Origin of the sequence: Pseudomonas sp. SK2, assembly GCF_016772395.1 — a bacterium.
GTDB classification, from domain to species: Bacteria; Pseudomonadota; Gammaproteobacteria; order Pseudomonadales; family Pseudomonadaceae; genus Aquipseudomonas; species Aquipseudomonas taiwanensis.
On sequence record NZ_CP061944.1, the window covers coordinates 3,586,823 to 3,600,062 of the forward strand.

The following is a 13,240-nucleotide window of genomic DNA, read 5'->3' on the forward strand; positions in this document are numbered from 1 at the left end:
CGAATAGCTTGTCGCACGTCGTAGGAAGCTACCCCACATGGGGTGCGACCTCTCCCATCTGAGACAAGGTGATTTCCATGGCGGAACAACTATCCACAAGTAAGTGCGATTCACCATTACTCCAGGCATTCGTCGACAATCGCAGCATTCTGGTGAAGATCGCCGCCCGCATCACGGGTTGTCGCTCACGCGCTGAAGATGTCGTACAGGACGCTTTCTTCCGTCTGAGCGCTGCTCCGCAGATCACCTCGTCATTCAAGGCCCAGCTCAGCTACCTGTTTCAGATCGTGCGTAACCTGGCCATCGACCACTACCGCAAGCAGGCGATGGAACTGAAGTACTCCGGGAGTGAAGAGGAAGGCCTGAATGTGGTCCTCCAGAACGCCTCGCCGGAAGCTACGCACATCAACCTCGCCACCCTGGAGCACATTGCCGATGCGCTCAACGAACTGCCGCAGCGCACTCGCTACGCCTTTGAGATGTACCGCCTGCACGGCGTGCCACAGAAGGACATCGCCAAGGAACTGGGCGTGTCGCCAACGCTGGTGAATTTCATGATTCGCGACGCCCTGGTACATTGCCGCAAGACGGCCAGCCGACAGGCCTGAGTTTTTCAGGCCGTTTTCCGCCCCCCGGGGAGCGGCCTCTTCGCGATAAAAGGCCGCTCCCACCCGGCGCTCCCACCCGGGCTGCGCAGTTCTTGTTGAGATACCGTCAAACCAGCTTGCAATGATCGAAGAAGCGCTCGCGCCCCAGGATCATCAGCGCCGCACGCTTGTGCGGGAAGTCGAACTCTTTCTCGCAGTGGAAGCACTGGTCGTGCATGTAGCCGATCATCTTGCCATTGTCGGCGCGTGGTTCGGCCACCACCCGCTGTGTACGCGGGTCGTCCAGGAACAGGTAATGCACCAGGGCCGATAACCAGCTCGCGACCTTGTGCGGCCCTCGGTGCGTCTCCTCGCCCACCAGCATATGCACGCCTCGATCGTAATCGTCCGCAGGGTAGAACGGAGCGATGCGGTCCTCTTTCGCCCAGTAGGCTTCGAAGTAGGCAAAAGGCTGGTCATCGAAACAGCCGATCAGCGTCAGGGTATGAGGGTCGGCGTCGAGCTTGGTCAGGTATTCGCGATGCTGCTCCAGGGAGCCGCCCTCCTGCCAGAACCGCTCGACGCGCGGATTGTTCTGCCAGCGGTTGAAGCGCTCCAGGTCCTGGTCGATTTCCAGGGTGCGCAACGATACCCAGCTGCCCAGGCGGGCATCGAAACGGCGATACACCTCACCACGGGGTTTCGGTGCACGGCGGGGGTGACGCTTGCCATGGCTGATCTGCATCTGCTGCGGATAGGGCTCGCTGGCGACCTGGCCCAGCCAGGGCTGGGGCAATTGCCAGAACAGGGTGCGTTCGCACAGGTAGTGCCCCGGCTGGTCGGCACTCAGCAATAGGCCGCTGGTCAATGCCTGCGGCACAGGCTCGGGCAGACGCCAGGCCAGGCGCTGGCGCGCGGGGTCGCGCGACAGCAACCAATAGCACGCGGCCCACAAGGCTTGGTACGGACGCTCCGGGCAAAGGCGTTCGAGGTGAACGTGCAGGGTTTCAGCCGGCTCCAGGCGCACCCGGATCAACGGGCGACCTTCAAGGGTCAGGCTCAGCCAGCAGTCTCCCTCATCGGCGCTCAGGCTGCGCCAGCGTGGCAGGGACAAGGGCTGCGAAGCGGCATCGAACGGCATGGTCATGGCTCACAGGTAGAGAATAGAAAGGCTCACACCTGAAAACGTGACCACGCTGCAGGAATTTAGTCGCCGGGGGTTTCCACGGTAATGCGGTATGGCTGGAAGATCCGCGACAGTTCGCCGGTCTCTCGCAGGTCACGCAGCAACCCGGCGAACGCCTTGTCGCTGATGGGGGCATCGGGGCGGAGCAACGCGTAGTGGTGGTAGACCTGGTCGACCCGCTCCGAGGCCATCAACTGCGCCAGGCTTTCCGGGTTGCGCACCATGAAATCGCTCAGGTAGGAACGGGTCACCAGGGCGATGTCGGAGCGGCCGGCCTGAACCATCAACAGGTTGCTGTCATGGGAATAGGTCAGCGTCGCGTTGTAGGTCTTGCGTAGGTAGTTCGGGTCGGGGTTGAAAGCGGCGAATGCGTAGTGGTAGCCATTGAACAGCGCCAGCCGCTTCCCCCTCAGGTCATCGAAGTAGCGCTGATCACGGTTGTCGAGCTTCTTGGCGACGAATACCTCGGCATCCTCGAGGCCCATGTCCACGGTCTGATGCGGAATGCTTTGCCAGCCCCATTGCGGGTTCTCGAAAATCGCCATGTCGGTGCGACCTTGCTGGAAGTCGCCGAAGCGCCGCTGAATGGAGGTCGGCACCAGCACGAAGCGGTAGTCCTGCTGCAGCCGGTTGAGCGCTTCCACCAGTTGTGGCAGCAAGCCGGTGTCCGCGCCCTGCTCGGGGCGGACCGTATAAGGAGGGAAATGCGCGGCGCCGATCTTCACTTCGATGGCCCCGGCAACGCAGGCAGGCGTGACCAGCCACAGCGCGGCGAGTACCAACAGGGAAGACAACACTTTTAGGCCGGGCGCTGGAGTCAAGACGGACACTCATCACGGTTCGTACCTGGATGCGCCTAAACTAGGCGTTTTCCCAGCGGCGCACAACCGCTGGTTATGCCAAAGTGACGGCATTTTGCCAGGGGATGCCGTGGGGGCAGACATTGGCTACGCTGCTTTGGCATGAATGGCAAGGGAGCCTGGTATGGGCCACTGGTTGGTGATCGACCTGGAAGCCACCACCGATGACGGTGGCTGGCCGGTCACAGAGATGGAAGTCATTGAAATCGGCGCCAGCCTGGTGACCCGCGAAGGCCGCGAGGTCGACCATTTCCAGCGCTTCGTGAAGCCCAGACGGCGCCCGCAGCTGACGCCGTTCTGCCGAGAGCTTACGCACATCAGCCAGGCCAGCGTGGACAGCGCCGCCGGTTTCGCCGAAGTGTGGGTCGCTTTCGAACGCTGGCTGGGGCACCATCGGGGCCAGCTGCAGGCCTGGGTCAGCTGGGGCGACTACGATCGCCAGCAATTATTGCAGGAATGGCAACAGCACAAGGTCGACAGCCTGCTGCGAGACCTGCCGCACATCAACCTCAAGCAACGCTTCGCCAAGGCTCGCCACCTGCAGCGGCCGACCGGGCTCAACGGTGCCTTGCAACTGGCCGGGCTGCAATTTTGCGGTCAACAGCACCGGGCCCTGGAAGATGCGCGCAATACGGCGCGCCTGCTGCCCCTGACACTGCCGGCCCACGGCACCTGAAAGCAGATGACGGCGCCAGTGGCCTTGGGCATACTGGCCAGCCCTTTTTCATCCCCCCTCATTTCAGGAGTCGCCCTATGTTCAAGGTCAATGAGTACTTCGATGGCACCGTCAAGTCGATCGCCTTCGAAGGCACTGAAGGTCCGGCCACGGTTGGCGTCATGGCACCGGGCGAATACGAGTTCGGCACCGCCAAGCGCGAGATCATGCATGTCGTTTCCGGCGCCCTGACCGTCAAGCTGCCAGGCAGCGACAACTGGGAAACCTTCAACGCTGGCGACAAGTTCAACGTGCAGGCCGACAGCAAGTTCCAGTTGAAAGTGGCGGTGGACACTGCCTACCTGTGTGAGTACCGCGACTAAGCGTTAGTCCGCACTGGCCTCATCGCCGGCAAGCCGACTCCTACAGGGATCGCGCCGACTTCGGAAATAACTGTAGGAGCCGGCTTGCCGGCGATGAAACCAAGACTATCCCTTCAGAAACCCCGCCACCCGCTCAGCCGCCGCCTGCAAATGCTGCTCATGGCTGAACCCGGAAGCCTTAAGCGGCTTCAAGTCATGATCCGCCGCCACCAGCCAGCTCACTTCGATCGAAGGCGACAGCGCATACCCCTGCACCGCTTCCCGATTACCCAGCGCATCCCGCTCGCCCTGCACGATCAGCGTTGGCGTACGCAACCCAGCCAAGTGCTCGACCCTGGGCTTTTCCGGCTTGCCCACGGCATAGAACGGATACCCCAGGCATACCAGCGCATCGACCCCCAGTTCGTCGGCCAACAGACTGGCCATGCGCCCGCCCATCGACTTGCCGCCAATGGCTAACCTGCCCGCGACCAAAGGTCGCACCTGCTGGTACACCTCGCGCCAGCATTGCAGTAATACCTTCTGAGGATTGGGCGGTCGTTTGCCGCCACTCACCCTGCGCTCGGCCATGTAGGGAAACTCGAAGCGGATCACGCCTACCCCAAGCGCCGCCAGCCTTTGCGCGATGTCCTCCATGAACGTGCTGTCCATTGGCGCGCCCGCGCCATGGGCCAGGATCAGGCCGCCCGCGGGGCCTTCACCCAGCCCTGGGCGCGGAGGATTGCAGCGCAAGCCTGGGACATTTCCGATATTCGCCCATTGATCCCCGTCAATACCGGCACTTTGCCCATTACTCATGCTTGCCTCGCTGTATAGCCTGCCAATAACCGTGGATGGGAACCCATACATGAACACAACCAGCAGTACCGCCTATAACTACAAGGTGGTCCGCCAATTCGCCATCATGACGGTGGTGTGGGGAATCGTCGGGATGGGGCTCGGCGTCTTCATCGCCGCCCAGCTCGCCTGGCCTTCCCTCAACTTCGACCTCCCCTGGACCAGCTTCGGCCGCCTGCGACCCCTGCATACCAATGCGGTGATCTTCGCCTTCGGCGGCTGCGCGCTGTTCGCCACCTCCTATTATTCGGTGCAACGCACCTGCCAGACCACCCTCTTCGCTCCGGGCCTGGCTGCGTTCACCTTCTGGGGCTGGCAACTGGTGATCCTGCTCGCGGCCATCACCCTGCCGCTGGGCTACACCAGTTCCAAGGAGTACGCCGAACTGGAATGGCCGATCGACATCTTGATCACCATCGTCTGGGTCTGCTACGCCATCGTGTTCTTCGGCACGCTGATCAAGCGCACCACCAAGCACATCTACGTGGGCAACTGGTTCTTCGGGGCGTTCATCCTCACCGTGGCGATGCTGCACATCGTCAACAACCTGGAACTGCCGGTGAGCCTGACCAAGTCGTACTCGGTGTACGCCGGTGCCACCGATGCGATGGTGCAGTGGTGGTACGGCCACAACGCGGTGGGCTTCTTCCTGACTGCAGGCTTCCTGGGGATGATGTACTACTACGTGCCCAAGCAGGCCGAACGCCCGGTGTATTCCTATCGCCTGTCGATCGTGCACTTCTGGGCGCTGATCACCCTGTACATTTGGGCCGGTCCGCACCACCTGCACTACACCGCTCTGCCCGACTGGGCACAATCGCTGGGTATGGTGATGTCGCTGATCCTGCTGGCACCAAGCTGGGGCGGCATGATCAACGGCATGATGACCCTGTCCGGTGCCTGGCACAAATTGCGCAGCGACCCGATCCTGCGTTTCCTGGTGGTATCCCTGGCGTTCTACGGCATGTCCACCTTCGAAGGCCCGATGATGGCCATCAAGACGGTCAATGCCCTGTCCCACTACACCGACTGGACCATCGGCCACGTCCATGCCGGCGCCCTCGGCTGGGTCGCGATGATCTCCATCGGCGCGCTCTACCACACCATTCCCAAAGTGTTCGGCAAGCAGCAGATGCACAGCATCGGCCTGATCAACGCGCACTTCTGGCTGGCGACCATCGGCACCGTGCTGTACATCGCCTCGATGTGGGTCAACGGCATCGCTCAGGGCCTGATGTGGCGCGCGGTGAACAGCGACGGCACGCTCACCTACTCGTTCGTCGAGACCCTGGTTGCCAGCCACCCAGGCTTCATCGTTCGCTTCGTCGGTGGCGCGATCTTCCTCAGTGGCATGTTCCTGATGGCCTGGAACACCTGGCGCACCGTGCGCGCGCCGGCTGCTGAAGCCACCCCTGCCAACGCCCAGCTGGCCTGAGGAGACCTGCCTGATGAAACATGAAGTCATCGAGAAAAACGTTGGCCTGCTGGCCTTGTTGATGGTGTTCGCCGTCAGCATCGGCGGCCTGACCCAGATCGTCCCGCTGTTCTTCCAGGACGTTACCAACAAACCGGTCGAAGGCATGAAGCCCTATACCGCGCTGCAGCTGGAAGGCCGCGACATCTACATCCGCGAAGGTTGCGTCGGTTGCCACTCGCAGATGATCCGCCCGTTCCGCGCCGAGACCGAGCGCTATGGCCACTACTCGGTCGCGGGTGAGAGCGTCTGGGACCATCCGTTCCTGTGGGGCTCCAAGCGCACCGGCCCGGACCTGGCCCGCGTCGGCGGTCGCTACTCGGACGACTGGCACCGTGCGCACCTCTACAACCCACGCAACGTGGTACCTGAATCGAAAATGCCGTCGTACCCATGGCTGGTCGCCCAGCAGGTCGACAACAGCCATACCGACACCAAGATGCGCACCCTGCGCACCCTCGGCGTGCCGTACACCGACGAAGACATCGCCGGTGCCCGTGACGCAGTGAAGGGCAAGACTGAGATGGATGCCCTGGTCGCCTACCTGCAGGTGCTGGGCACCGCCATCAAGAACAAGAGGTAAGTGCGATGGAACTGGACATCGGCATGATCCGCGGCTTGGGCACCCTGGTGGTGATGATCGCCTTCATCGGCCTCTCGCTCTGGGTATTCAACCGCCGCCGCGACCGTGATTTCGCCGAAGCGCGCCTTCTGCCCTTCGTCGACGACCGCCTGCCCCCGGCCGGGCAGGAACCTGCCATGAGGAATGAACGGCAATGACCACCTTCTGGAGTACCTACATCAGCGTACTGACCCTTGGCAGCCTGGTCGGTCTGGCCTGGCTGCTGCTGGCCACCCGCAAGGGTCAGAGCAACAACACTACCGACCAGACCATGGGCCACAGCTTCGATGGCATCGAGGAGTACGACAACCCACTGCCCAAGTGGTGGTTCTATCTGTTCGTCGGCACCCTGGCCTTTGGCGTGGGGTACCTGATCCTGTATCCGGGCCTGGGTAACTGGAAAGGCATCCTGCCCGGTTACGAGAACGGCTGGACCGGCGCCAACGAATGGCAGAAGGAAATGGAAAAGGCGGACGCCAAGTTCGGTCCGATCTTCGCCAAGTTCGCCGCGATGCCGTTGGAAGAAGTGGCCAAGGACCCGCAGGCCCTGAAGATGGGCGGTCGTCTGTTCGCCTCCAACTGCTCGGTTTGCCATGGCTCGGATGCCAAGGGCGCGTATGGCTTCCCCAACCTGACCGACAAGGACTGGCGTTGGGGCGGCGAGCCGGAGACCATCAAGGCCTCGATCATGAACGGCCGTCACGGCGTGATGCCGGCCTGGGCCGAGGTGATCGGCGAGCAAGGCGTGGCCGATGTGGCGGCCTACGTGCTGACCAACCTCGACGGCCGCAGCCTGCCCGAGGGTATCAAGGCCGACGCAGCCAAGGGCAAGGAGATCTTCGCCGCCAACTGCGTGGCCTGCCACGGGCCTGAGGGCAACGGTACTCCCGCCATGGGCGCGCCGAACCTGAATCATCCGCAGGCATTCATCTACGGGTCGAGTTTTGCCCAGTTGCAGCAGACCATTCGCTATGGTCGCCAGGGCCAGATGCCGGCGCAGGCCGAGATCCAGGGCAACGACAAGGTGCATCTGCTGGCGGCTTATGTGTACAGCCTGTCGCAGGGCAACGGTACCGAAACGGTGAGTGCCAAGTAATTACCTTGCGGGAAATCTCGCGCCAGTGAGATCGAGTGCCGCCCGCGCGGCGCATCGCGAGCAAGCCTAGCACCCACGTCTGCGACATCGAGCCAAGCGTCATAGCGTCCCGCGCAACCCTCGCGGGAATAACTGGCCTGAAACAAACGTAGGAGCGAGCCTTGCTCGCGATGCGCCGCGCGGGCGGCGCTCGATCTACGCCTCTCAGCAAAAACCAAGCCCCCTCTCTCCTTCCCCTTCCCCTTCCCCTTCCCACGCCCCAAGCCGCAGCCCCTCCCTTGCACCCCCTCCGATCAGAACTAAGCTTGTTGCCTCAGTAGCCCTCGCTGCCAATCCAGCGAGACAGACGCGACGCACAGCCTGACGCCGCCAGCAGAAAAAGCTTGACCGTTCGATCAGAAAAAAGCGAAAAATGGTACACATTACAAATATTTATTTGTGTACAATCGACCAAGCCCCAACACCGCGGGACATCGGTGGACGGGTGTGGACACGGGTCGGCGCAAGGATCCTTGCGTTGCCATAACCCAGGTGGTTATTGATACTGGCGCCGATTTTTTCAACCAACAAGAACACCAAAACCGTGGAACCTTAGCAATGAGCACAGCAATCAGTCCGACTGCTTATAACTATAAGGTCGTCCGCCAGTTCGCCATCATGACGGTGGTCTGGGGGATCCTTGGCATGGGGCTTGGGGTGTACATCGCCTCGCAGCTGGTATGGCCACAGCTGAACCTCGACCTGCCCTGGACGAGCTTCGGCCGCCTGCGCCCCCTGCACACCAACCTGGTGATTTTCGCCTTCGGCGGCTGTGCACTGTTCGCCACCAGCTACTACGTGGTGCAGCGAACCTGCCAGACGCGGTTGATCTCCGACAGCATGGCCGCCTTCACCTTCTGGGGCTGGCAGGCAGTGATCATCGGGGCACTGGTGACCTTGCCGATGGGCTACACCACCACCAAGGAATACGCCGAGCTGGAATGGCCGATCGCGATTCTGCTGGCCATCGTCTGGGTCACCTACGCCTTGGTGTTCTTCGGCACCATCGTCAAGCGCAAGACCAAGCACATCTACGTCGGTAACTGGTTCTACGGTGCCTTCATCGTGGTCACCGCGATGTTGCACATCGTCAACCACATGTCCCTGCCGGTAAGCCTGTTCAAGTCGTACTCGGCCTACTCCGGCGCCACCGATGCGATGATCCAGTGGTGGTACGGCCACAACGCGGTGGGCTTCTTCCTCACCACCGGCTTCCTGGGGATGATGTACTACTTCGTGCCCAAGCAGGCCGAGCGGCCGATCTACTCGTATCGCCTGTCGATCGTCCACTTCTGGGCGCTGATCACCCTGTACATCTGGGCAGGCCCGCACCACCTGCACTACACCGCCCTGCCGGACTGGGCCCAGTCGCTGGGCATGGTGATGTCGATCATCCTGCTGGCACCGAGCTGGGGCGGCATGATCAACGGCATGATGACCCTCTCCGGCGCCTGGCACAAATTGCGCACCGACCCGATCCTGCGTTTCCTGGTGGTATCGCTGGCGTTCTATGGCATGTCCACCTTCGAAGGCCCGATGATGGCCATCAAGACCGTGAACTCGCTGTCGCACTACACCGACTGGACCATCGGCCACGTCCATGCCGGCGCCCTTGGCTGGGTAGCGATGATCTCTATCGGCGCGGTCTACCACATGATCCCCAAACTGTATGGCCGCGAGCAGATGCACAGCGTCGGCCTGATCAACGCGCACTTCTGGCTGGCCACCATCGGCACCGTACTGTACATCGCCTCGATGTGGGTCAACGGCATCACCCAGGGCCTGATGTGGCGGGCGATCAACGACGACGGCACGCTCACCTACTCGTTCGTCGAAGCCCTGCAAGCCAGTCACCCGGGCTACATCGTCCGTGCCCTGGGCGGTGCGTTCTTCGCCTCCGGCATGCTGCTGATGGCCTACAACGTGTTCCGCACCGTACGCGCCGCCAACCCGGCGCAGGCTGAAGAAGCCGCCAAGATCGTCGTCGTGGGAGCGCACTGATGAAGCATGAAGCAGTCGAGAAGAACATAGGCCTGCTGGCCTTCTTCATGGTCATCGCCGTGAGTGTCGGTGGCCTGACCCAGATCGTCCCGCTGTTCTTCCAGGACGTCACCAACAAACCCGTTGAGGGCATGAAGCCGCGCACCGCGCTGGAACTCGAAGGCCGTGACATCTACATCCGCGAAGGTTGCGTCGGTTGCCACTCGCAGATGATCCGCCCGTTCCGCGCCGAAACCGAACGCTATGGCCACTACTCGGTCGCAGGCGAGAGCGTCTGGGACCACCCGTTCCTGTGGGGCTCCAAGCGCACCGGGCCGGACCTGGCCCGTGTCGGCGGTCGCTACTCGGATGATTGGCACCGCGCGCACCTCTACAACCCACGCAACGTAGTGCCTGAGTCGAAGATGCCCTCTTACCCGTGGCTGGTGGAGAACAAACTCGACGGCAAAGACACCGCGAAGAAGATGGAAGTACTGCGCACCCTCGGCGTGCCGTACACCGATGCCGACATCGCCGGCGCCCGCGACGCGGTCAAGGGCAAGACCGAGATGGACGCGATCGTCGCGTACCTGCAAGGCCTTGGCACCATCATCAAGAGCAAACGGTGACGCTGATGGATATCGGGATGATTCGCGGCCTGGGCACCGTCGTGGTGATGGTGGCCTTCGTGGGCCTGGCGCTGTGGGTATTCAGCCCACGGCGCAAGCGGGAGTTCGACGAGGCGACCCTGTTGCCCTTCGCGGATGATCCAGAGGCCACCCGGCACGTCGAACAAGCGCAAGAGAAAGCTTCTGGGAGCAAACAACAATGACAACCTTCTGGAGTCTGTACGTCACCGTCCTGACCCTGGGCACCATCTTCTCGCTGACCTGGCTGTTGCTGTCGACCCGCAAGGGCCAGCGCGAAGAGGTCACCGACGAGATCGTCGGACACGCCTTCGATGGCATCGAGGAATACGACAACCCACTGCCCAAGTGGTGGTTCTGGCTGTTCGTCGGCACCATCATCTTCGCCCTCGGTTACCTGGTGCTCTACCCGGGGCTGGGCAATTGGAAGGGCGTGTTGCCAGGCTATTCATACCTGGATAACGACAAGAAGACCGAGTTCGCCAATGGCCAGGCAGGCTGGACCGGCGTGCACGAATGGGAAAAGGAAATGGCCAAGGCCGATGCCCGCTTCGGGCCGATCTTCGCCAAGTTCGCCGCGATGCCCATCGAGGAAGTGGCCAAGGACCCGCAAGCGTTGAAAATGGGCGCGCGACTGTTCGCCTCCAACTGCTCGGTGTGTCACGGCTCCGACGCCAAGGGCGCCTACGGCTTCCCCAACCTCACCGACAGCGACTGGCGCTGGGGCGGCGAGCCCGAGACCATCAAGACCACCATCATGGGCGGCCGCCACGGCGTAATGCCGGCCTGGGCCGAGGTGATCGGTGAGCAGGGCGTGGCCGACGTGGCCGCATTCGTGGTCAGCAAACTCGATGGCCGTGCGTTGCCTGAAGGTGTCAAAGCCGATGCAGAGAACGGCCAGAAGATCTTCGCCGCCAACTGCGTGGCCTGCCACGGGCCTGAAGGCAAGGGTACACCGGCCATGGGCGCGCCTAACCTGACCCACCCTCAGGCGTTCATCTACGGTTCGAGCTTCGCCCAGCTGCAACAAACCATTCGCTATGGTCGCCAGGGACAGATGCCGGCCCAGGAGCAGTTGCAGGGCAATGACAAGGTGCACTTGCTGGCGGCTTATGTGTACAGCCTGTCGCACCAAGCGGAACCGGCCAAGGCTGAATAAGCAATAAGCAGGGCTGGCCTCTTCGCGGGTGAAACCGCTCCCACAGGGATCGTGCACACCCGCGAAGAGGCCGCCGCAGGTACCGCATTTCTAGCAAGCTGATGATCTGGATCAATTGACACCCGCCATAACACGATTCATACCACGAACCCAACGCGACTAAGTGTCGCAGCGCGACCCCGGCGCGCCATCAGCGGCGTATCATGGGGCGCAGAGCGCTAGCAGAATGCGCGAGACCGCGGCCGGCAAGCACTGGCCGAGGCATTTCTCCACTGCCGTGGGACTTGATGATGAGCAAGCAAATTCCGGTACATGACGTCACCCCGCCTGCCAGCAAAGGGAAGGATTCCGTCGACCTCTACGCCTCCCGAGAGAAAATCTACACCCGCGCCTTCACCGGTGTGTTCCGCAGGCTGCGCATGGTTGGCGGCGCGGTACTGTTCCTGCTGTACTTTGGCGCCGTGTGGTTGAACTGGGGCGGGCACCAGGCCGTGTGGTGGAACCTGCCGGAGCGCAAGTTCTACATCTTCGGCGCTACCATCTGGCCGCAGGATTTCATCCTGCTGTCGGGGATCCTCATCGTCGCTGCCTTCGGCCTGTTCTTCATCACTGTGTTCGCCGGCCGGGTGTGGTGCGGCTACACCTGCCCGCAAAGCGTGTGGACCTGGATCTTCATGTGGTGCGAAAAAGTCACGGAGGGTGACCGCAACCAGCGCATGAAGCTCGACAGGGCGCCGATGAGCGGCAACAAATTCCTGCGCAAGTTCGCCAAACACAGCCTGTGGCTGCTGATCGGTTTCGTCACCGGCATGACCTTCGTCGGCTATTTCTCGCCGATCCGCGAACTGGCCGTTGAATTCTTCACAGGCCAAGCCGATGGCTGGGCCTACTTCTGGGTCGGCTTCTTCACCCTGGCCACCTACGGCAACGCCGGCTGGCTGCGTGAGCAAGTCTGTGTGTACATGTGCCCCTATGCGCGCTTCCAGAGCGTGATGTTCGACAAGGACACCCTGATCGTTTCCTACGACCCGCGACGCGGCGAAACCCGCGGCCCGCGCAAGAAGGATATCGACTACAAGGCCCAGGGTCTGGGCGACTGCATCGACTGCACCATGTGCGTCCAGGTCTGCCCTACCGGTATCGACATCCGTGACGGCCTGCAGATCGAGTGCATCGGCTGCGCCGCCTGCATCGACGCCTGCGACAGCATCATGGACAAGATGAACTACCCCAGGGGCCTGATCAGCTACACCACCGAGCACAACCTCTCGGGTCAGAAGACCCACATGCTGCGCCCACGGTTGATCGGCTACGCCGTGGTGCTGCTGATCATGATCGGCGCCCTGGCCACGGCGTTCGCCACCCGTTCGCTGGTCGGATTCGACGTCAGCAAGGACCGGGTGCTGTACCGCGAGAATGCCCAGGGCCGGATCGAGAACGTGTACAGCCTCAAGGTGATGAACAAGGACCAGCGCGACCATGTGTATGTGCTCGATGCCGCTGGCCTGCCGGACCTGAGGCTCGAAGGCCAGCGCGAAATACGTGTGGCCGCAGGCGATATCGTCAGCCTGCCGGTGCAGTTGTCGGTCGCACCCGAGAAACTGCCATCGACCACCAACGAAATCACTTTCATCCTCAAGAGCGCCGACGACAGCGCCAGCGAGGTTGAAGCCAAGAGCCGCTTCATCGGCCCCCAGATCCGCTGAGAGAGAACC

General features: G+C 62.0%; 15 protein-coding genes. 12 read left to right on the top strand and 3 right to left on the bottom strand.

Translation table 11 applies throughout. From position 1 onward, the window contains the following. Positions 1 to 77: 77 nt before the first annotated feature. On the top strand, positions 78 to 608 hold the full coding sequence (locus IF103_RS16010) for an RNA polymerase factor sigma-70 (RefSeq protein WP_023381396.1): 531 nt from the start codon (positions 78 to 80) through the stop codon (positions 606 to 608). Between the two features lie 106 nt (positions 609 to 714). On the opposite strand, the gene IF103_RS16015 is transcribed toward IF103_RS16010, so the two are convergent. Further along, on the bottom strand, positions 715 to 1,728 hold the full coding sequence (locus IF103_RS16015) for a GNAT family N-acetyltransferase (protein WP_023381397.1): 1,014 nt from the start codon (positions 1,726 to 1,728) through the stop codon (positions 715 to 717). 65 nt (positions 1,729 to 1,793) lie between these two features. Continuing rightward, positions 1,794 to 2,594: a substrate-binding periplasmic protein gene (locus IF103_RS16020; protein ID WP_023381398.1), complete on the bottom strand. Its 801-nt coding sequence runs from the start codon at positions 2,592 to 2,594 to the stop codon at positions 1,794 to 1,796. Positions 2,595 to 2,757: 163 nt separating this feature from the next. On the opposite strand from IF103_RS16020, the gene IF103_RS16025 reads away from it, so the two are divergent. Continuing rightward, positions 2,758 to 3,309, top strand: a complete 552-nt coding sequence (locus IF103_RS16025) for a 3'-5' exonuclease (RefSeq protein ID WP_023381399.1) — start codon at positions 2,758 to 2,760, stop codon at positions 3,307 to 3,309. Between the two features lie 77 nt (positions 3,310 to 3,386). Next, complete coding sequence (gene ppnP / locus IF103_RS16030) at positions 3,387 to 3,671, top strand: pyrimidine/purine nucleoside phosphorylase (RefSeq protein ID WP_023381400.1); 285 nt, start codon at positions 3,387 to 3,389, stop codon at positions 3,669 to 3,671. Positions 3,672 to 3,776: 105 nt separating this feature from the next. On the opposite strand, the gene IF103_RS16035 is transcribed toward ppnP, so the two are convergent. Next, positions 3,777 to 4,469 (bottom strand): alpha/beta family hydrolase, encoded by a 693-nt coding sequence (locus IF103_RS16035; RefSeq protein WP_104882349.1) that lies wholly within the window; start codon positions 4,467 to 4,469, stop codon positions 3,777 to 3,779. Positions 4,470 to 4,518: 49 nt separating this feature from the next. Between IF103_RS16035 and ccoN (IF103_RS16040) the strand changes: the two genes are divergently transcribed. From ccoN (IF103_RS16040) to ccoG, 9 genes are all read left to right on the top strand, one after another. Next, positions 4,519 to 5,943 (top strand): cytochrome-c oxidase, cbb3-type subunit I, encoded by a 1,425-nt coding sequence (gene ccoN, locus IF103_RS16040; RefSeq protein WP_023381402.1) that lies wholly within the window; start codon positions 4,519 to 4,521, stop codon positions 5,941 to 5,943. Positions 5,944 to 5,956: 13 nt separating this feature from the next. Then, a complete protein-coding gene (ccoO, locus tag IF103_RS16045; protein ID WP_023381403.1) occupies positions 5,957 to 6,565 on the top strand; it encodes a cytochrome-c oxidase, cbb3-type subunit II in 609 nt (202 codons plus the stop codon). 5 nt (positions 6,566 to 6,570) lie between these two features. Continuing rightward, the gene (locus IF103_RS16050) at positions 6,571 to 6,762 is read left to right on the top strand and encodes a cbb3-type cytochrome oxidase subunit 3 (protein ID WP_023381404.1); all 192 of its coding nucleotides are present in this window, start codon (positions 6,571 to 6,573) and stop codon (positions 6,760 to 6,762) included. Continuing rightward, the gene (gene ccoP / locus IF103_RS16055; protein WP_023381405.1) at positions 6,759 to 7,700 is read left to right on the top strand and encodes a cytochrome-c oxidase, cbb3-type subunit III; all 942 of its coding nucleotides are present in this window, start codon (positions 6,759 to 6,761) and stop codon (positions 7,698 to 7,700) included. The genes IF103_RS16050 and ccoP (IF103_RS16055) overlap by 4 nt, the downstream gene beginning before the upstream one ends. 597 nt (positions 7,701 to 8,297) lie before the next feature. Continuing rightward, complete coding sequence (gene ccoN, locus IF103_RS16060; protein ID WP_023381406.1) at positions 8,298 to 9,740, top strand: cytochrome-c oxidase, cbb3-type subunit I; 1,443 nt, start codon at positions 8,298 to 8,300, stop codon at positions 9,738 to 9,740. Next, the gene (ccoO, locus tag IF103_RS16065) at positions 9,740 to 10,348 is read left to right on the top strand and encodes a cytochrome-c oxidase, cbb3-type subunit II (protein ID WP_023381407.1); all 609 of its coding nucleotides are present in this window, start codon (positions 9,740 to 9,742) and stop codon (positions 10,346 to 10,348) included. Before ccoN (IF103_RS16060) ends, ccoO (IF103_RS16065) begins: the two co-directional genes overlap by 1 nt. Positions 10,349 to 10,353: 5 nt before the next feature. Continuing rightward, positions 10,354 to 10,551 carry a CcoQ/FixQ family Cbb3-type cytochrome c oxidase assembly chaperone gene (locus IF103_RS16070; RefSeq protein WP_023381408.1) on the top strand — a complete coding sequence of 66 codons (198 nt, stop codon included), beginning with the start codon at positions 10,354 to 10,356 and terminating at the stop codon, positions 10,549 to 10,551. Next, complete coding sequence (ccoP, locus tag IF103_RS16075; RefSeq protein WP_023381409.1) at positions 10,548 to 11,525, top strand: cytochrome-c oxidase, cbb3-type subunit III; 978 nt, start codon at positions 10,548 to 10,550, stop codon at positions 11,523 to 11,525. Before IF103_RS16070 ends, ccoP (IF103_RS16075) begins: the two co-directional genes overlap by 4 nt. A gap of 290 nt (positions 11,526 to 11,815) precedes the next feature. After that, entirely contained in the window at positions 11,816 to 13,231 is a 1,416-nt protein-coding gene (gene ccoG, locus IF103_RS16080; protein ID WP_104881444.1) for a cytochrome c oxidase accessory protein CcoG, read from the top strand. Positions 13,232 to 13,240 lie beyond the last annotated feature (9 nt).